This is a genomic window from Miniphocaeibacter sp., from assembly GCF_049276255.1.
Taxonomy (GTDB): Bacteria; Bacillota; Clostridia; order Tissierellales; family Peptoniphilaceae; genus Miniphocaeibacter.
In genome coordinates, this window is sequence record NZ_JBASWB010000065.1 from 1 (window position 1) to 19,355 (window position 19,355).

The following is a 19,355-nucleotide window of genomic DNA, read 5'->3' on the forward strand; positions in this document are numbered from 1 at the left end:
AACAGCTGATTTTTTGTTTTACTAACTTGAAAATAAATAATTATAAGTAATATTTTCATAATTTGTAAACTTGTCGTTTAATTTAAAATTGTTGGAAATAATTGTTGCAATATCAGAAAAATTTCCCACTGGTAAAAATCCACCATTATTAAATTTAGGAGAATAAGCTAAGAAAGGGACATATTCTCTTGTGTGATCTGTTCCTTTAAATGTAGGGTCGTTACCATGGTCAGCGGTTATTATAAAAAGATCATCATTATTTAGATTTCTTATAATTTCAGGTAGTCGAGAGTCAAACTCCTCAAGTGCTTTTGCATATTCTTCGGGATTTCTACGATGACCATACATTGAATCAAAATCTACTAAATTTGTAAAGCTAATTCCTGTAAAGTTTATTTTCAATGTTTCAATGAGCTTATCTACTCCGTCCATATTACTTGTAGTAGGATTGGTATTAGTAATTCCTTGCCCATTGAAAATATCATTTATTTTTCCTATAGCGTATACATCAAATCCGTTTTCTTTGAGAGAATCCAGCACAGTTTTGCCATGGGGAGAAACGGCGTAATCATGCCTATTAGAAGTTCTTACGAAATTACCAGGAGTTCCAACATAAGGTCTAGCTATTATCCTTCCTATTAAGTTAGGCTCTTCTAATGTTATTGATCTTGTATATTGACAAATATCATAAAGTTCTTCTAAGGGGATTATATCTTCATGGGCTGCTATTTGTAATACAGGATCTGCTGATGTATATACTATTAAAGCGCCTGTTTCCAATTGTTCTTTGCCATAGTCATCTAAGACCTTAGTTCCACTGTATGGTTTATTACATAAGATTGAACGTTTTGAATAATTAGAAATCATATTTATCAATTCTTCACTAAATCCATTTGGATATGTAGGAAAAGGTACTGAGGTTAGTAATCCCATTAATTCCCAATGTCCAGTCATTGTATCTTTACCTGATGAAATTTCAGTTAATTTTCCAGCATAGCATTTTTGCGGAATGATGTTTTTAATATTATTTAGTGGTGATATTCCACCTATTCCCATTTTTTCAAGATTAGGGATTTTTAAATCTAAGGTTTTAGAAATATTTCCAAGGGTATTGGAGCCTTCATCTTGAAAATTAGCAGCATCAGGTGCTTCGCCAATACCGACGGAATCCATTACCAATACATGTATTCTATTAAACATATTTTCCTCCGTTACTAATTACATATGTGTAATTTTATTTGTTTTTCTTTTAATAAGTTCTTCCATTTTTCTGAAATTTTAGAATCTGTAACTATTTCATCAATATCATCAAGATCGCAAAAATATTCTGATCTAATAACTCCAAGTTTAGTAGAGTCAATAAGTAAGATTCTTTTTATAGAGCTATTTATTACAGCTTTTTTAGTTGCAACTTCATAGGAGTTTCTACACGTTAAGCCTAATTCTTCATGAACACCAGCAGCTGAAAGAAAGGCTTTTGTAGCCCTTATACCTTCAATGAATTTTACTCCTTGCACACTAGCGAACATTTGGGTGTTAGGATAGTAATATCCACCTGCAAATAATATTTTTATATTTGGATTTTTTCTTAGCTCAGTTAAGATGTTAATATTATAACTTAAAGCAGTAATATTAATACTTGGATTAATATTTGAGATAATATGCTGAGTAGTTGTTCCTGTGTCAATCATTATTATATCTCCATCTTCTATTAAAGATGCGGCATATTTTCCTATATTGGACTTTTGCTTAAATTGTTTATCTAATTCAGAATTTAAATCATATTGGGCTTCTTCATTTAAGGAAGAGTCTATTGGATCATAAATAATAACTCCGTCTATATTCTTTACTATATTTTGACTCTCTAAGATTTTCAAATCACGTCTTATTGTCATTTCAGATACATTTAAAATATTTGCTAAATCTCGAATGGAAATATAATTTTTAATTTTTAAAGTATCTATAAAAGCTGTTAATCTTTCTTCTTTTTTGCTCATATTATTTCCTTTCATAGTTTAGTAAAAATAAATATTCTTCTATCTATTTACTATAATAACATCTTAATAACAATATGTAAACGAAAGAACAGAAAATGTTGACATAGTAACATAATAATGTTAAGATGTAAACATAACAAAAGATTATTAGGAGGAAAGAATGGATAATAAAGAAATTTTAGCTCATGTTGATCACACTTTATTAAAAGCTGTTTCAACTTGGGAACAAATAAAAAAGATATGTGAAGAAACTAGGGATTATAATATGGCTAGTGCTTGTATCCCACCATCATATGTGGAAAAAGCTTTTAAAGATTATGGAAACGATATTTCTATATGTACTGTATTGGGATTTCCACTGGGATACGATAACTTGGAAACAAAAGTTTTTTCAGCAAAAGATGCTGTATCAAAAGGCGCTGATGAATTGGATATGGTTATTAATATAGGAGATGTGAAGAATAGAAATTACGATAAAATTACATATGAAATTACTAAGATGAAAGAAGCTGTAGGTAGTAAAATATTAAAAGTAATTATTGAAACATGCTATTTAGAAGAAAATGAAAAAATTCAACTGTGTAAATGTGTTACAGATGGTGGAGCTGATTATATTAAAACTTCTACTGGATTTGGAACAGCAGGAGCTACAATGGAAGATATTATATTATTTAAAAAGTATATTGGTCCAAATGTAAAAATAAAAGCTGCTGGTGGAATTAAAACAAGAGATGATATGGTAGCGTATTTAGAAGCAGGTTGTGAACGATTGGGAACAAGTTCTGCATTGAAAATATTAAATGGAGAACAAACAGGTAATTATTAATAATATAAAAGATAAAACTTGGAGTGTTAATTAATATTTAAGTTTTATTAAGTTTAAAACATAGGAAAAGGATTCCTTGTTTGTTTACTTATACAATGGAGAATATTTGCAAGGAGGTATTTATGAAGAGAATAATAAAATTTCTAAGTTATATTTTAATTATTTCCATTATATTAGTTGGATGTAGTAGTAATGTAAAAGATGATAATAACGAAAAAGAGTCGACAGACAATCTCTCTAGTGGTGGAGAAATAGCTTTAATTACCGGAATGGGAGATATTGATGACAAATCTTTTAACCAGGGTTCATGGGAGGGTGTTGTTCAATATGCAGAGGAGAATAATATTACATATAAATATTATAAACCTTCAGAAGAAAGTGATGATGCTTGTTTAGCAGCAATAGATTTAGCGATTAAGGCAGGTGCTAAAGTAGTTATTGCTTCAGGATTTGCTTATGAAGTGCCAATTTATATGGCTCAGGACACCTACCCAGATGTACATTTTATTCTAGTAGATGGTAAACCACATAATCCATCAGGAAGTGAATACAGGACTAATGATAATACAGTAACAATAAGTTATGCAGAAGAACAAGCTGGATTTTTAGCAGGATATGCTTCTGTAGTAGAAGGAATGGATAATTTAGGTTTTATGGGAGGTAAAGCAGTACCAGCCGTTGTTAGATTTGGATACGGATTTGTTCAAGGTATTGATTATGCTGCAAAAGAACTTGGAGTAAAAAATGTAGAAGTTAGTTATTATTACACTGGAGCCTTCCAAGCATCACCAGAGGCACAAGCTATGGCTGCTTCTTGGTATAACTATGGGGTAAAAGCTATATTTTCATGTGGTGGACCTGTAGGAAATAGTGTTATGGCTGCAGCAGAACAATCAGACTCAAAGGTAATAGGAGTAGATGTAGATCAGAGTAGTGAATCAGATACAGTAATTACTTCAGCAGCCAAGGGAATAAAAGTTTCTGTCTATGATAGTATAAGCAGTTACTATAATAATGAATTTAAAGGTGGAACTACACAAATTTATGGTGCTGAAAATAACGGAATTGAACTTCCTATGGAAACTTCCAGATTTGAAAAATTTAATATGGAAGATTATAAAAATATATATGAGAAGTTAGCTAATGGTAGTATTGAAGTAGATAATGATATAAACAAGAGTATTCAAGATTTAAAGTTGGAAAATATCAAGATTACAGAAGTTAAATAAAAAAGTATAGATAGCAAGGAGGTTGAGGTTTTGAGTTATGTAATTGAAATGTGTAATATTACAAAAATATTCCCTGGGATTATTGCTAATGATAATATTACTTTACAACTAAAAAAGGGAGAAATTCATGCTCTACTAGGAGAAAATGGAGCGGGTAAATCAACTTTGATGAATGTTTTATTTGGACTTTATACACCGGAGAAAGGGGAAATAAAAAAGAATGGTAAAATAATTAAAATAAATGGACCTAATGATGCAAATAAGCTAGCTATAGGAATGGTTCATCAGCATTTTATGTTAGTGGATAATTTTACTGTATTACAAAATATAGTTTTAGGAGATGAACCTATACATAAAGGATTTTTATCCTTAGATAAAGCAAGAAAAAAGGTAATTGAATTATCTGAGAAATATAAACTAGAAGTGGATCCTGATGCTTTGGTAAGGGATATTACTGTAGGTATGCAACAAAGGGTAGAAATTTTAAAAATGTTATATAGAGATAATGAAATATTAATTTTTGATGAGCCTACAGCAGTTTTAACTCCTCAAGAAATTGAAGAATTATTAAAGATAATGAAAAATCTTGCAAACGAAGGAAAATCTATATTATTTATTACTCATAAACTAGATGAGATAAAAAAAGTAGCTGATTCTTGTACGGTTTTAAGAAAAGGTAAGTATATTGGAACAGTAGAGGTTTCAGATGTAAGTAAGGAAGAACTATCTGAAATGATGGTAGGCCATGAAGTAAAGTTAAAAGTAGATAAGGAAGTATCCAACCCTGGCGAGGTTATATTAAGTGTTGAGAATATTTCCATGGAAGATAAATTTGGCGGTAAGGAAAAATTAAAAAACATTTCTTTTAAAATAAGAGCTGGAGAAATAGTTTGTATCGCAGGTATTGACGGAAATGGTCAAAGTGAGTTGGTTTATGCTTTGTCAGGTTTAGAAAAAGTAAAGTCTGGAGAAATAAAATTAAACAATAAGGACATAACCAATTTATCTGTTAGAAATAGATTCTTAGAAGGAATGGCACACATTCCAGAAGACAGACATAAGTTTGGCTTAGTCTTAGATTATAATTTAGCTTATAATTTAGTACTTCATAGTTATTTTGAAGATGCCTATCAAAAATTTGGTTTTTTAAATTATGATGAAATTTATAAACATGCTGATGAAATGATTAATAAATTTGATATTAGATCAAGTCAAGGTAGTCATACTATAGTTAGGACAATGAGTGGCGGTAACCAACAAAAAGCAGTTATTGCTAGAGAAATAATTAGTAATCCAGATCTTTTAATAGCTGTACAGCCAACAAGAGGTCTTGATGTTGGAGCTATAGAACAGGTACATAGGCAATTAGTAGAGGAAAGAGATAAAGGGAAAGCTATTTTATTAGTTTCATTAGAATTAGATGAAGTTATGAACGTAAGCGATAGAATTTTAGTTATGTATGAAGGAGAATTAGTAGCTGATGTAGAACCTAAATCAGTAACATATCAAGAACTGGGATTATTTATGTCAGGTGCAAAGAGAGGAGAAAATTATGGTTAAAAATTTAGTTAGCAAAAAAGGATTTATAAGTTTCTTTTCTTCATTGTTTGCTATTTTAGTAGGGTTAATTGTAGGATTAATCATTTTGTTAATAAGTAATCCAAGTCATGCCTTTAAAGGGTTTTTTACGATCTTAATTGGTGGATTATCGGATATGAAAAATATTGGGCAGGTATTATACTATGCCACTCCATTAATAATGACAGGACTTTCTGTAGGTTTTGGTAAAAAAACAGGACTATTTAATATTGGAGCATCAGGACAATTTATTATTGGAGCTTTTGCAGCAGTCTTTATAGGAATTAAAATTACAAATTTACCAGGGTATATACATTTGCCATTATGTTTGATTGCAGCAATGGTCTTTGGAGCTATTTGGGGATTTGTTCCTGGTATTTTAAAAGCAAAAGCAAATGTTAATGAAGTTATTTCATGTATTATGATGAATTATATAGGTATGTATTTAGTAAATTTTCTAGTTAAAGAATATATATTTGATTCGTTAAAAAATCAAAGTCAAAGAATTGCTGATACGGCAACATTGCCGCAATTTGGTCTAGATAAAATATTTAATACTGGAAATTCAGCTTCTAGTGTAACTATTGGAATATTTTTATGTATTTTAATAGCGATTTTACTTTATATCCTTTTAAATAAAACTACCTTTGGTTTTGAATTAAAAGCATGTGGACTTAATAAATATGCTTCACAATATGCTGGAATTAATGAAAATAGAAATATTGTACTTTCAATGATGATTTCAGGAGCATTGGCAGGAATTGGCGGAGCTTTTCTATATTTAGCAGGAACTGGAAAGGGAATTGAAGTTGTAGATGTTTTAGCTCCAGAAGGTTTTCAAGGTATACCTGTGGCACTTTTAGGAATGAATAATCCTATAGGAATAATATTTTCAGGCTTATTAATATCCTATTTAAAAGTTGGTGGATTTATGATGCAGTTACATAATTTTTCACCAGAGGTAATAGATATTATAATTGCTATAATTATATATTTTAGTGCATTTTCATTATTGGTAAAGTTGTTTTTAACTAAAAAATTTAGTAGTGATGACAAAGATATTTATAATAAAAATAGCTTGAAGAAAAAGGAGGTAAAACAGTGAATACTATTTATTTTATAGTACAACAGATGATGTTTTTTTCTATACCACTTTTAATAGTAGCTTTAGGAGGCATGTTTAGTGAAAGAAGTGGAATAATCAATATTGGACTAGAAGGAACTATGATTTTAGGAGCATTTGCAGGAATATTGTTTATAAACAGATTTCAAGACAAGATTCCCGGACAACCTGTGTTGATACTTGCAATAATAATTGCATCTTTAACAGGGATGTTAGTTGGATTATTACACGCTTTTGCATCAATAAATTTAAAAGCCGATCAGGTTATTAGTGGAACTGCTATTAATATGTTTGCAGTAGCATTTGCTACCTATGTCGCAAGAACTGTAAACACTGTACAACAGATACCTTTTAAAAATCAATTCCACATTAAATCCATACCTTTACTAGGGAAAATACCTATAATTGGGCCTATGTTTTTTCAAAATACATATTTTACAACGTATTTAGGTTTGGCTATTTTAATAATATCAATAATAGTTTTATATAATACAAAATTTGGTTTAAGGCTTACAAGTTGTGGAGAGCATCCACAAGCTGCAGACTCTATGGGAATAAATGTATATAAAATGAGGTATGCAGGAGTTGTTATTTCTGGAATACTAGCAGCAATAGGTGGTTTAGTATTTATAATACCAACTTCTACAAGCTTTAATGCTTCAGTTTCAGGATATGGATTCCTTGCTATGGCAGTTCTAATCTTTGGACAATGGAGACCAAAAAGAATTTTTGTAGCAGCATTATTTTTTGGACTGATGAAGACATTATCTGCAACTTATTCAGGTATTGCTATTTTACGTGAATTGCCAATTAGCAACACGATTTATAAGATGATACCTTTTATTGCAACCTTAATAGTATTGGCTTTTACATCAAAGAAATCTCAATCACCAAAGGCTTTAGGAAAAATATACGATAAGTCTTTAAGATAATAAAAACAAATAAACAAAGGAGAAATTATGAATAAAGTATATGAGAAATTAGAAAGAAGTTTTGCAAGTATAAAGGATAAAATTCCTTTTGAACCAAAATTGGCATTGGTTTTAGGGTCTGGTCTAGGAGATTTTGCAGAGACTATAGATATAAAGACAATTATAAATTATGATGAAGTTGAAGGATTTCCATTATCAACTGTAGCAGGTCATGAGGGAAGATTTGTATTTGGATATATTGATAATTTACCAATAGTTATTATGCAAGGTAGGGTCCATTATTATGAAGGATATGAGATGTCAGATGTTGTATTACCAATTAGACTAATGAAGAAAATGGGAGCAGAAGTATTATTTTTAACAAATGCCTGTGGAGGAGTAAATAAAGAATTTAATGTTGGTGATTTTATGATTATAGAAGATCATATAAGTTTCTTTATACCATCACCACTGCTTGGTGAAAATATTGAAGAACTAGGTACAAGATTTCCTGATATGTCTGAAATATATAATAGAGAAATAATTAAAATTATTGAAAATACTGCCTTAGAAAACAATATCAATATTAGAAAAGGAATATATTTACAATACACAGGACCAAGTTATGAAACTCCTACAGAGATAAAAATGTGTGCAAAGTTAGGAGCTGATACAGTTGGAATGAGTACAGCATGTGAAGCTATGGCAGCAAGACATATGGGAATGAAAATATGTGGAATATCGTGTATAACCAACATGGCAGCAGGAATATCTGAAAATCCACTTAGTCATGAAGAAGTAGCAGAAACAGCTAAAAGAGTTGCCCCTATATTTAAAAGACTTGTTAGAGAGTCAATAATAAAAATAGGACAAAATATTTAAAATATTTGAGTGGATTAGGATGTGCTTACTATGAGAATGTATGATCTAATTTTAAAGAAAAGAAACGGTAATGAATTAACGGATGATGAGCTAGATTTTATAATAAATGGTTACACAAATGATGAAATTGAAGATTATCAAATATCAGCTTTATTAATGGCTATTTATTTTAAAGGAATGAATGAAAGGGAAACTGCAAAGCTTACTATGGCAATGGCTAGTTCTGGAGATATGATAGACTTATCTTCTATAGGAGGAATAAAAGTTGACAAACATAGTACAGGGGGAGTCGGGGATAAGACCAGCTTAATAATAGGACCAATTGTTGCAGCATGTAATGTTCCTGTGGCAAAGATGAGTGGTAGAGGACTTGGGCACACTGGAGGAACAATAGACAAAATGGAATCCATACCAGGTCTGAAAACTTCCCTAGATACTGAAGAATTTTTTTCAATAGTGAATAGTATAGGAATTTCAATAATAGGACAAACGGGAAATATTGCTCCAGCAGATAAAAAATTATATGCTTTAAGAGATGTTACTGCAACTGTAGACAGTATACCTTTAATAGCTTCATCTATTATGAGTAAAAAAATAGCTGCAGGTTCTGACGCTATTTTACTGGATGTAAAAACAGGTAGTGGTGCCTTTATGAAAACGTTGGATGATTCCATAGAATTGGCCAAAGAAATGGTTAATATAGGGGTAAATACTGGTAGAGATACTTTGGCCCTAATTACTGATATGGATACTCCCTTAGGTTTTGCTATTGGTAACTCATTAGAGATAATGGAGGTAGTAAATACTTTGAAAGGGTGTGGACCAAAGGATTTAACAGAAGTTTCTTTAGAGTTAGCTGCTAATATGTTAGTTTTAGCAAAAAAAGGAACGTTAGATGAATGCAGAATACTAGCTAAAAATGTACTAGAAAATGGCCATGCTTTTAATAAACTTTGTGATATGGTTGAGGCACAGGGAGGAGATATATCTGTTTTAAATGATTTTTCATTATTTGAAAAATCTCCTATAGTCGCTAATTTAATCTCTGATAGAAGTGGAATTATAACATATATAGATGCTGAATCTTGTGGATTAGCTTCAGTAAGTTTAGGGGCAGGAAGAACAAAAAAAGGTGACGATATTGATTATAGTGCAGGGATAGTCCTAAAGAAAAAAATAGGTGATAAGGTAAATAAAGGAGATATTTTAGCAGAATTATATACTTCAAAAGAAGATAGTTTAAAAGACGTTAAGAAATCAATGTTAGAGGCATTTAGAATAGAAGATAGAGATATAAAAGTAAAAAATCATATATATGCAAGAATTACAAAAGATAGAGTATATAGAATGTACTCTTAGAGATTTTTTACAGTATAAATGAATATAAGTTAACTTTTAATTATAGAATTTTTACGACTAAATAATAATTGTTTTTAATAGCGTTACTGAAGAAAAATTACTTGCGGTTTGAGTTAGGAAGCTTGGACCGCTATTTTATTTTCAAATACATTAAACTAGATTGTGAAAATATGCATAATTTTAACGGCTCTTTATCATAATTTGGTAAATCTAGTCTACATATTATTCTTATATAAATTATTGCTTATTATTTTTTACAATAAAAAATAGTGCCAATGTATTCATTTTCATCAACACTATAAATTATATAATCTTTTAATTTTCTTGAACAGATGTAGCTTCTGTTACATCTGTAGTTTCTTCTTCCTCGATGTCTGTATTCAAGGCTTCTTTAATTTTTTCTTCAAAATAATCGTAATCTTTCATAGCCATAACAGAGTCAATAATCCTACCGTTTTTATCTAAAAAGAAGGTAGTTGGAAATGCTAAAATAGGGTAACCTGTTTTTGCCAATTCATCGGCTGCTATATTAAAGGTGTAATTATTGTTATCTACAAATTCTTCAACTAATTGTTTTTCTTCTCCAACGGATATTCCAAGAACTACAACTTCTTCAGGATAGTCATCTTGAATTTTTTGTAAGTCAGGCATTTCTCTTTTACAAGGACCACACCAAGTTGCCCAAAAATTTAAAATTACAGCCTTATCTCTAAAGTCAGATAATTTAACGGTTTCTCCTGTAAGTAATTCTATTTCAAAGTCAGGTGCTAAATTGCCGATATCAAAACCTTCAGCATTTGGATCAACTGTAGGTTTAGTTTCTTCTGCTTCTGTAGTAATATCTGTAATATTTTGAGAAGTATCAGTAGGTTCACTTGAACTATTACTTGAACTTGTTTCGTTTTCTGAACACGAAGTTATTATAAATAATGATACAATAAGTAAAAAACTAAGTTTTATTTTTTTCAATTTCTCTTTCTCCTTTGATCTTTCTCTTTTTCCAATGGATTGCATTGGTAGGACAAGAACTTATACAATCACCACAATTAATACACTCGTGATCATTTACCTTCTTCACATCCATTTTACATACATTTATACATTTATTACAGTTAATACATTTTTTTTCATTAACTGTAATTCCAAATATTGAATATTTATTGAAAAAAGAATAAATTGCACCTAAAGGGCATATAAATTTACAAAAGCCTCTGTAAACAAAGACAACTAGAATTATTATAAACAATAATAAGAAAAATTTCCAATTAAATAATTTTCCAACTATATTATCAAATTGATTTCCAAATATTACTAAAGGAATTCCTGCTTCTAAAGTACCGGCAGGACATATGTATTTACAAAATGCCGGCGATAAAAGAACTATAGGTAAAATAAAAATAAATACTATTAATAATATATATTTTAAATAGGATAATTTTCTAGTAATTCTATTTTTTTTAATTTTAGGTGTAGGTATTTTATATAATAATTCTTGTATAAGACCAAAAGGACATAAAAATCCACAAATAAGTCTACCAAAAAGTCCACCGAATATTAGTAATGTTCCTACTATGTAAAAAGGGAATTTATTTGGGATTTGTGCAATAGCAAATTGTAAACTACCTAAAGGACATGCAGCTATTGCTCCAGGACAGGAATAACAATTAAGTCCAGGAACACATATTCCCTTTGTTTTACTTTGATTAATAGTTTGATTTGTAAAATTAACTAAATCAGAATTATATAATAGGGCAGTAAAAAGCTGAAATATTTTTCTTTTAGTAGGTAATTTTAATTTATCCAATGCCAATACACTCCAAACAAATATAAATTGCTTTCATTAATGTGTCATGATAATCATTTTGACCTATACCTATTATTATAAAGAGCATACCTATTAGTAAGATGGAAATATTAATATATTTTTTCATTTTTATACTTATCTCCTTAATAATTTATATTATCAGAAAAGAAGTATTTTTTAAATATGTTTTAAAAATACAATAAAAAAAGAAGGCTTTAAAAAGCCTTCTGGGAGGATTAGATTCCATTTATTATGGATATTAATCTATTTCTATTTCCTTAGATTTATTATTGTTTTTACGTTTAGGAATTTCTATTTTTAAAACTCCATTGTCTAATTTTGCTTTAAGATTTTCTTCATCTATATTATCAAAATACATTGATCTGCTCATAGAAGAAGTTTTTCTTTCCTTGTGAATATAGTTTTTCTTTTCATCGGATTTATCTACTTCTTCATCTTTATTTACTGAAATAGTTAATTTTCCGTCATCAAGTCTAATATTAATCTCTTTTTTGTCATAACCTGGTAAGTCTGCTTCTACTAGGTATTCATCTTCTAAGTCTTGAATATCTACTTTAAATAAAGGTTCATTGTTAAATCTAGTTGGTAAAGTACCTTCATTAAAGAATTGATCCATTAAGTCGTAAAAGTCATCAAATTGATTTCTTAATCCGGTATATCTTCTAGGTGTAATTTTGTTTAACATAATAATCACTCCTTTAAAAGTTCAACTTAGCACTACACCATATTAAGTGCTATCCCTTTACATCTTTATCATACATCAATAGTCAAAGAAAGTCAAGGGCTAATAAAATATTATTAAAAAATAGAGTAAAATTTTTAAATTTCACTCTATTTAAGTAAATCAAAGTAATATAGTTATTAATTAAATAGCTGTTTAGTTGAAATATTTTTTTGTAATATTTAATAGTATAGGGACAATAATTAAATAAATTACAAAATTTCCTATGCCATGAAGTAGATTAAAAGGTATATCAGCAAGTAAATATACCCAGTAGCTCTTTAAGCTAGCAAACATAGACGAAATTAAAAGGGAATAAACAAATCCAAATATGAAACCTGAAAAAAGGCAATAAATGGATTGTAATAAAATACTTGTTTTAAATTTTTTAAAATTCTTTAATATACTTGCTATTAAAATAATTATGCCATAAGAAACTATTTGATAAATAGTCCAAATTCCAAAGCCTAAATATAAATTAGAAATAAATATTACTAATATATTTAGTAAGATAGCATCAATAAAGGAAAAGTATATTGCAGTAAAAATAATAATACTTGTTACCGGCTGTATATTCGGTAAAAATTGAAAGAAGATTCTTCCGGCAATAGTTGCAGCTGATAATAATGAAAGAAAGGTTAATTTTCTACTACTCATTTTCAAATTTAGCTAAAGAGAAAACAACACTGTCTTTATTTTTTAGTATACAATCACTTGCTCCAGTAGTAGCATATTCATCGTTTATTGTATAAGTCCAATATTTTCCTTCGTTTTCATCTTGTTCTCTACCGTTAATAGAGGTAATAAATCCATCTGATTCAACTATTTCAAAGTTATCTTTTAGTAAGGAAAGCAAATTATTGCCTGCTGTAGTTTTAATTTCTTCATTAGCAAATTCTTTTGTATCCTCTTTTAAAATAATATTTACTGTAATAGTATTACTTTCAGTTGGATTACTTGTTTCTTTTAGAGTATTGGTTTTAGTAGAACAAGCTACTAGAGAAAAGATTAAAATTATTGATATTAATAAAAATTTAAGTTTTTTCATAATGCCTCCTAATTTATATATTGATTTTATTATAACAGAAAGAATATGATATAAAAATTATAAAATTCACATTACTAACTATAGTTAATAACTATATCTAACCATAAATTAATAGTAATTGTTTATAACAAAACACTATGATAACATAAAGTAAATGAATTTTAATAAAATTACTGGGGGTATTTATGAAAATAATAGATTTGTTTAAATCAGGTAAACAGGTTATTTCCTACGAGGTTTTTCCTCCTAAAACCAGTGCAGGTATAGACTCTGTAAAGGTTGCAACAGAGGAAATAGCAAAATTAAATCCTGGTTTTATTAGTGTTACTTATGGAGCTAGTGGAGGAACTAGTGATTATACTGTTGATATTGCTTCTAATATTCAGAAATCCTTTAATGTTACTGCATTAGCACATTTAACTTGTGTTACTTCAAATAAGGAAACAATTAAAAATCAATTGAAGAAGCTAAGAAATAATAATATTGAAAATATTCTTGCTTTAAGAGGGGATTTGCCTGAAGATATGGAAAAGTTTCGCAGTAGAGATTATAATTATGCTAGTGATTTAATGGAGGATATTAATAGTTTTGGTGATTTTTGCATAGGTGGGGCATGTTATCCAGAAGGCCATGTAGAGTCGGAACATTTAATTGATGATATTGAAACTTTAAAGAACAAGGTTAATATGGGGTGTGAATTTTTTATAACACAAATGTTTTTTGATAATAATATTTTATATAATTTCTTATATAAATTAAGGGATGCCGGCATTACAGTTCCAGTTATTGCAGGAATTATGCCGGTTACAAATCCAAAACAAATAAAAAGAATTACTGAACTTTCAGGAACTCATTTACCTCAAAGATTTAAAACCATAGTAGATAAATTTGGACATAATCCAAAAGCAATGGCACAGGCAGGAATAGCCTATGCAACTGAACAGATTATTGATTTATATGCCAATGGTGTTAATGGAATTCATGTTTATTCAATGAATAAGCCTGAAATCGCAAGAAGAATAAACAATAATTTATCGGAGATTGTAAATAATTAATGAAGGATATAATTTATATACACAAGGCAGAACTTGGTGACTTTAATTTAAATAAAGATAGCATGATATATTATATGGGTCAAAAAAAATCTAAGGTAACTAGTGAAGTATTAAAAATAGTAGATGAGTCATTTGATGAAGTAAAAAATGATTTGGTTTTTAAAACTTGCTATAGAAAATATGATTTAAAATTAAATAACAATTATGAAATAGATTTGGGTTTTGTAAAGACAAATTCTACTAATCTATATAAAAATTTAGAAAACTGTAAGGAGATTTATGTTTTTGTTTCTACAATTGGATTTGGAATAGATAGAAAAATTAAAAAATATACCAACCTATCTCCGGTTAAGGCTTTGGCATTTCAAGGTATTGGTTCTGCTATTATTGAAGATTACTGTGATTACTTTAATAATTATATAGCTGAACTTGAAGATGAAAAGGGAAATAAATTAAAAACAAGGTTTAGCCCCGGCTACGGAGATTTAGATTTAGGTTTACAAGTTGATATTTTTAATAATTTAGAAGTAACTAAAAAGATAGGTGTTGTTTTAAATGATAGTTTATTAATGACACCATTAAAATCTGTATCAGCAATTATTGGAGTTTATAAATAGGAGATTTTATGAATATATTAGATAAGATGAAAAAAGGACTCTTGTATTTTGATGGAGCACAGGGCTCAGTCTTACAAGAAATGGGATTAAAACCCGGAGAACTACCGGAAGTATGGAATTTAACAAATCCAAGTAAAATTATTGATATGCATAAGGGATATTTAGATGCTGGTTCAAATATAATTTTAACAAATACCTTTGGTGCAAATTCCTTTAAATTTACAGGGGAAAATAATAACTACTCTTTAGAGGAAATTATAAATGCAGCTGTAAAAAATGTAAGAAAGGCTTTTGAATTAACAAGTAATAAAAATGTTGAACACTATATTGCCCTTGATATTGGTCCAACTGGAAAACTGTTAAAGCCTATGGGAGAATTGGACTTTGAGGAAGCAGTTAATGTTTTTAAGGAAATTGTAGATTTAGGAGTAAAAAACAATGTCGATTTAATAGTTATTGAAACTATGAATGATAGTTATGAAACTAAGGCTGCAGTTTTAGCCGCTAAGGAAAACTCCAATTTACCGGTTTTTGTTACAAATGTATATGATGAAAATAAAACTTTAATGACAGGGGCAGATCCTATAGCTATGATTTCCTTATTAGAAGGTTTAAGGGTAGATGCTATTGGAATGAATTGTAGTCTTGGTCCAGCTCAAATGGTGGATATTGTAAAAATATTTAAGGAATATTCGTCATTACCAATAATTGTAAATCCTAATGCAGGTCTACCTCGTAGTGAAAATGGAAGGACTGTTTATGATGTAGATGCTGAGGAATTTTCCGACATTATGGTGGAAATAGTAAAAAATGGTGCTAGGATTATTGGTGGTTGTTGTGGAACTACACCGGAATATATTAAAAAGCTTGTGGAAAAAACTAAGGACTTAAAACCAGTTGAAATAGTTAAGAAAAACAATTCTTTTATTTCATCCTATACCCATGGAGTGGAATTTGGTAAAAAGCCCGTATTAATAGGAGAGAGAATAAACCCTACAGGGAAAAAGAAGTTTAAAGAAGCTTTAAGAAACCATGATATTAACTATATTTTAAATGAAGCAGTAAAGCAGGAAGAATTAGGTGTAAAAGCACTAGATGTAAATGTTGGGCTACCTGAAATTGATGAAGTTGAAATGATGGTAGATTCAATTAGAGAATTACAGGCTATAACGGATTTACCCTTACAAATAGACACATCAAATTACCAAGCCTTAGAAAAAGCCATGAGAATTTATAATGGAAAACCTATGGTAAATTCTGTAAATGGTAAAAAAGAAAGTATGGATGCAATTTTTCCTCTTATAGCAAAATATGGTGGACTTGTTGTTGCCTTAACCTTAGATGAAAATGGTATTCCGGATAATGTAGAAGGTAGAATAAAAATAGTAGAAAATATATATTCCTATGCAGAAAAATTTGGAATAGATAAAAAAGATATTATAATTGATACTTTAGCAATGACTATAAGTGCAGATACTAGTTCTGCTTTAGTAACGCTGGGAACGCTGGAAAGAGTAAAAAAGGAATTTAATGGAATTACAAGTCTAGGAGTTTCTAATATTTCCTTTGGACTTCCAAATAGGGATTTAATAAATGGAACTTTTTTTGCAATGGCTTTAGAAAAGGGGTTAGATGCTGCAATTATGAACCCTAATTCTATTGAAATGATGAAAACCTACTATGCTTTTAATGCTTTGTCAAACTATGACCCACAATGTAAAGATTATATAGACTTTGCATCAAATTTAGAAATAGATAGTAAAGTAATTAATAAAAATGAAAAATCTAAGAAGGTACAGGCTAAAGTAGGCTTACAAGATGCAATTATAAAAGGGTTAAAAGAAGAAGCGAATATAATTTCCAAAAGACTATTGGAAGAAAAAAAGCCTTTGGAAATAATTAATGAGGAAATAGTTCCGGCATTGGATATTGTAGGTATTGGCTTTGAAAATAAAACCCTTTATTTACCACAATTATTAATGAGTGCAGAGGCAGCAAAAGAAGCTTTTGAAAATATAAAAGTATATTTAGAAAAAGCAGGACAAAGGGAAGAGAAAAAATATAGTATTGTCCTAGCAACAGTTAAAGGCGATATTCACGACATAGGGAAAAATATAGTTAAAGTCTTACTAGAAAATTATGGATTTAACATTATTGATTTAGGTAGAGATGTTTCACCTGAAATAATTGTTGAAACAGTAGTAAAAAACAAGGTGAAACTTGTTGGTCTTAGTGCCTTAATGACAACAACTGTTCCGGCAATGGAAGAAACCATAGAGCTATTAAGAAAAGAGGCACCTTATTGTAAGGTTATGGTAGGAGGAGCAGTATTAACTCCGGAATATGCAAAAATGATAAATGCAGATTTCTATGGAAAAGATGCAATGGAGTCTGTAAGGTATGCAGAAAGTTTAATATAAAACAAAAAAATATTTACAGGGAAGAAAGATAAGGTGACCCTAGAAAGTTGGACTTTTTCCAGAGCTGATTTATTGCTCTGGTTTTTTTATATTATCTTGTAGCTAATTATATTTAATTATTAATTTATTAATGTTTTTCAACTATATTAGAAATAAAAAATAAGTTTTTTTAAAAAATCAATTGTAGTATACTTATATAGTTTGGAGGAATTATGAAAAATAAAATTAAAGATTATATAACAATTGGATCTATGCTTTTTGGATTATTTTTTGGAGCAGGGAATTTGATTTTTCCTGTAAATTTAGGACAAAATGCAGGAGCAAATATGCTTCAAACTATGATTGGTTTTTTAATTACAGCTGTAGGGCTTCCTCTATTAGGAACAATGGCAATGGGGATATCTGAAAATAGTAGCTTGTTTGAAATGACTACAGGAATAAATAAAAAATTCGGATATTTTTTCACTATAGGATTATATTTAACAATTGGACCGTTTTTTGCATTACCTAGACTTGGAACAGTTTCTTTTGAAGTAGGATTAAAATCATTTATTGGAGAAGATAAAATAAAATTATTTTTATTGATTTTTACCTTTATTTTTTATATATTGGCATTTTTACTGTCACTAAAACCTTCGAAAATAATGGTTTGGGTTGGGAAAGTATTAAATCCTATGTTCTTATTACTTTTATCTTCATTAATAATTATATCCTTTATAAATCCAATGGGAAATATTTCCAATGCTGAAATCCAAAGTAAATTTATTACAGGAGCTTTCAGGGAAGGTTTTATTGGAGGCTATAATACAATGGATGTTCTAGCTTCTTTAGCGTTTTCTATAATAGTAATAAATAGTATAAAGGAATTGGGAGTAAAGGAGCCTAAAGAAATTGCAAAATACACTTTAAAATCCGGCATAGTAACTATGATACTAATGTCTATTATATATGGTTCATTAGTTTATATGGGAGCTTCCAGTTTAGGAAAACTTAACTTATCTGAAAATGGGGGAATAGCTTTAAATCAAATTTCCAAATACTATTTTGGATTTTTTGGAGAAATTTTACTTGCGATTATAGTAATTGTTGCATGTTTAAAAACAGCCGTTGGTTTAATAACAGCCTGTTCAGAAATGTTTCATAAAATGTATCCTAAAATTAGTTATTTTAAATTTATTTGCTTAGTTACATTAATAAGTTTTGTTGTTTCAAATGTAGGTTTAAATTCAATAATAAAATTATCCCTACCGGTATTAAATTTCCTATATCCAATAGCAATAGTTTTAATAGCCTTGATTTTTTTATCACCATTGTTTAGAAACAATAAAAAAGTATATATAATTACTATAATCTTTACAGCCTTTGCTAGTTTATTTGATGCATTAAATACAGTAGCTAAATCTATTGGAGATAATTATATTTTTGAAAAAGTTTTAAAAATTGCGTCTAATATTTTACCTTTCTTTGAAGATGGATTTGGTTGGATAGTACCGTCTATGTTAGGGTTAACTATTGGTATGGTCTACTTTAAAACCAATAGGGAAAAAATAAATAAGAAATAGCTATAGAGAATTAATATAAGGTGACCCCAAAAAGTTGGATTTTTACCAGAGCGGATATTTTGCTCTGGTTTTTTTATAGGCTCTTTGTCAAATAGTGTTGATGAAGAAAATAATAATATTTGCGGTTCAAGCTAAGAAGCTTGAGCCGCTATTTCATTTTCAAAACCTTTAAACTTAAACTTATGAAAACATAACATAATCC

Annotated in this window: 19 protein-coding genes; 11 read left to right on the plus strand and 8 right to left on the minus strand. The window is 29.2% G+C overall.

Annotated elements, in window-relative coordinates; genetic code table 11:
* Positions 1 to 21: 21 nt before the first annotated feature.
* A complete protein-coding gene (locus WAO56_RS08955) occupies positions 22 to 1,200 on the minus strand; it encodes a phosphopentomutase (RefSeq protein ID WP_422142767.1) in 1,179 nt (392 codons plus the stop codon).
* Between the two features lie 14 nt (positions 1,201 to 1,214).
* Positions 1,215 to 1,997, minus strand: a complete 783-nt coding sequence (locus tag WAO56_RS08960) for a DeoR/GlpR family DNA-binding transcription regulator (protein ID WP_422142768.1) — start codon at positions 1,995 to 1,997, stop codon at positions 1,215 to 1,217.
* A gap of 160 nt (positions 1,998 to 2,157) precedes the next feature.
* Here WAO56_RS08960 and deoC point away from each other — a divergent pair, with 160 nt between their 5' ends.
* The 7 genes from deoC to WAO56_RS08995 all read left to right on the plus strand — a co-directional run bounded on the left by deoC (position 2,158) and on the right by WAO56_RS08995 (position 9,905).
* On the plus strand, positions 2,158 to 2,823 hold the full coding sequence (deoC, locus tag WAO56_RS08965; RefSeq protein WP_422142769.1) for a deoxyribose-phosphate aldolase: 666 nt from the start codon (positions 2,158 to 2,160) through the stop codon (positions 2,821 to 2,823).
* A 122-nt stretch (positions 2,824 to 2,945) separates the two neighbouring features.
* Positions 2,946 to 4,052 (plus strand): BMP family lipoprotein, encoded by a 1,107-nt coding sequence (locus tag WAO56_RS08970; protein WP_422142770.1) that lies wholly within the window; start codon positions 2,946 to 2,948, stop codon positions 4,050 to 4,052.
* Positions 4,053 to 4,100: 48 nt separating this feature from the next.
* Positions 4,101 to 5,612, plus strand: coding sequence for an ABC transporter ATP-binding protein (locus WAO56_RS08975; protein ID WP_422142785.1), 1,512 nt, complete (start codon positions 4,101 to 4,103; stop codon positions 5,610 to 5,612).
* Positions 5,605 to 6,735: an ABC transporter permease gene (locus tag WAO56_RS08980; RefSeq protein WP_422142771.1), complete on the plus strand. Its 1,131-nt coding sequence runs from the start codon at positions 5,605 to 5,607 to the stop codon at positions 6,733 to 6,735. Before WAO56_RS08975 ends, WAO56_RS08980 begins: the two co-directional genes overlap by 8 nt.
* On the plus strand, positions 6,732 to 7,685 hold the full coding sequence (locus WAO56_RS08985; protein WP_422142772.1) for an ABC transporter permease: 954 nt from the start codon (positions 6,732 to 6,734) through the stop codon (positions 7,683 to 7,685). Before WAO56_RS08980 ends, WAO56_RS08985 begins: the two co-directional genes overlap by 4 nt.
* Positions 7,686 to 7,712: 27 nt before the next feature.
* A complete protein-coding gene (locus WAO56_RS08990; protein WP_422142773.1) occupies positions 7,713 to 8,546 on the plus strand; it encodes a purine-nucleoside phosphorylase in 834 nt (277 codons plus the stop codon).
* Between the two features lie 30 nt (positions 8,547 to 8,576).
* Complete coding sequence (locus WAO56_RS08995) at positions 8,577 to 9,905, plus strand: pyrimidine-nucleoside phosphorylase (protein WP_422142774.1); 1,329 nt, start codon at positions 8,577 to 8,579, stop codon at positions 9,903 to 9,905.
* A 315-nt stretch (positions 9,906 to 10,220) separates the two neighbouring features.
* Here the strand turns inward: WAO56_RS08995 and WAO56_RS09000 are convergent, their stop codons facing one another.
* The 6 genes from WAO56_RS09000 to WAO56_RS09025 form a co-directional block, all read right to left on the minus strand.
* Positions 10,221 to 10,874: a TlpA family protein disulfide reductase gene (locus WAO56_RS09000; protein ID WP_422142775.1), complete on the minus strand. Its 654-nt coding sequence runs from the start codon at positions 10,872 to 10,874 to the stop codon at positions 10,221 to 10,223.
* Positions 10,855 to 11,709, minus strand: coding sequence for a 4Fe-4S binding protein (locus WAO56_RS09005; protein ID WP_422142776.1), 855 nt, complete (start codon positions 11,707 to 11,709; stop codon positions 10,855 to 10,857). The genes WAO56_RS09000 and WAO56_RS09005 overlap by 20 nt, the downstream gene beginning before the upstream one ends.
* On the minus strand, positions 11,702 to 11,836 hold the full coding sequence (locus WAO56_RS09010; RefSeq protein WP_422142777.1) for a CD1871A family CXXC motif-containing protein: 135 nt from the start codon (positions 11,834 to 11,836) through the stop codon (positions 11,702 to 11,704). Before WAO56_RS09010 ends, WAO56_RS09005 begins: the two co-directional genes overlap by 8 nt.
* A 132-nt stretch (positions 11,837 to 11,968) precedes the next feature.
* Positions 11,969 to 12,415 carry an Hsp20/alpha crystallin family protein gene (locus WAO56_RS09015; protein WP_422142778.1) on the minus strand — a complete coding sequence of 149 codons (447 nt, stop codon included), beginning with the start codon at positions 12,413 to 12,415 and terminating at the stop codon, positions 11,969 to 11,971.
* Between the two features lie 192 nt (positions 12,416 to 12,607).
* The gene (locus WAO56_RS09020; RefSeq protein WP_422142779.1) at positions 12,608 to 13,108 is read right to left on the minus strand and encodes an ECF transporter S component; all 501 of its coding nucleotides are present in this window, start codon (positions 13,106 to 13,108) and stop codon (positions 12,608 to 12,610) included.
* Positions 13,101 to 13,499: a DUF4430 domain-containing protein gene (locus WAO56_RS09025; protein ID WP_422142780.1), complete on the minus strand. Its 399-nt coding sequence runs from the start codon at positions 13,497 to 13,499 to the stop codon at positions 13,101 to 13,103. Before WAO56_RS09025 ends, WAO56_RS09020 begins: the two co-directional genes overlap by 8 nt.
* Positions 13,500 to 13,684: 185 nt before the next feature.
* Between WAO56_RS09025 and metF the strand changes: the two genes are divergently transcribed.
* From metF to brnQ, 4 genes are all read left to right on the plus strand, one after another.
* The gene (gene metF, locus WAO56_RS09030; RefSeq protein WP_422142781.1) at positions 13,685 to 14,554 is read left to right on the plus strand and encodes a methylenetetrahydrofolate reductase [NAD(P)H]; all 870 of its coding nucleotides are present in this window, start codon (positions 13,685 to 13,687) and stop codon (positions 14,552 to 14,554) included.
* Positions 14,554 to 15,171 carry a hypothetical protein gene (locus WAO56_RS09035; RefSeq protein ID WP_422142782.1) on the plus strand — a complete coding sequence of 206 codons (618 nt, stop codon included), beginning with the start codon at positions 14,554 to 14,556 and terminating at the stop codon, positions 15,169 to 15,171. The genes metF and WAO56_RS09035 overlap by 1 nt, the downstream gene beginning before the upstream one ends.
* Positions 15,172 to 15,179: 8 nt before the next feature.
* Positions 15,180 to 17,591 carry a homocysteine S-methyltransferase family protein gene (locus tag WAO56_RS09040; RefSeq protein ID WP_422142783.1) on the plus strand — a complete coding sequence of 804 codons (2,412 nt, stop codon included), beginning with the start codon at positions 15,180 to 15,182 and terminating at the stop codon, positions 17,589 to 17,591.
* A 212-nt stretch (positions 17,592 to 17,803) separates the two neighbouring features.
* Positions 17,804 to 19,153, plus strand: coding sequence for a branched-chain amino acid transport system II carrier protein (brnQ, locus tag WAO56_RS09045; RefSeq protein WP_422142784.1), 1,350 nt, complete (start codon positions 17,804 to 17,806; stop codon positions 19,151 to 19,153).
* Positions 19,154 to 19,355: the final 202 nt, after the last annotated feature.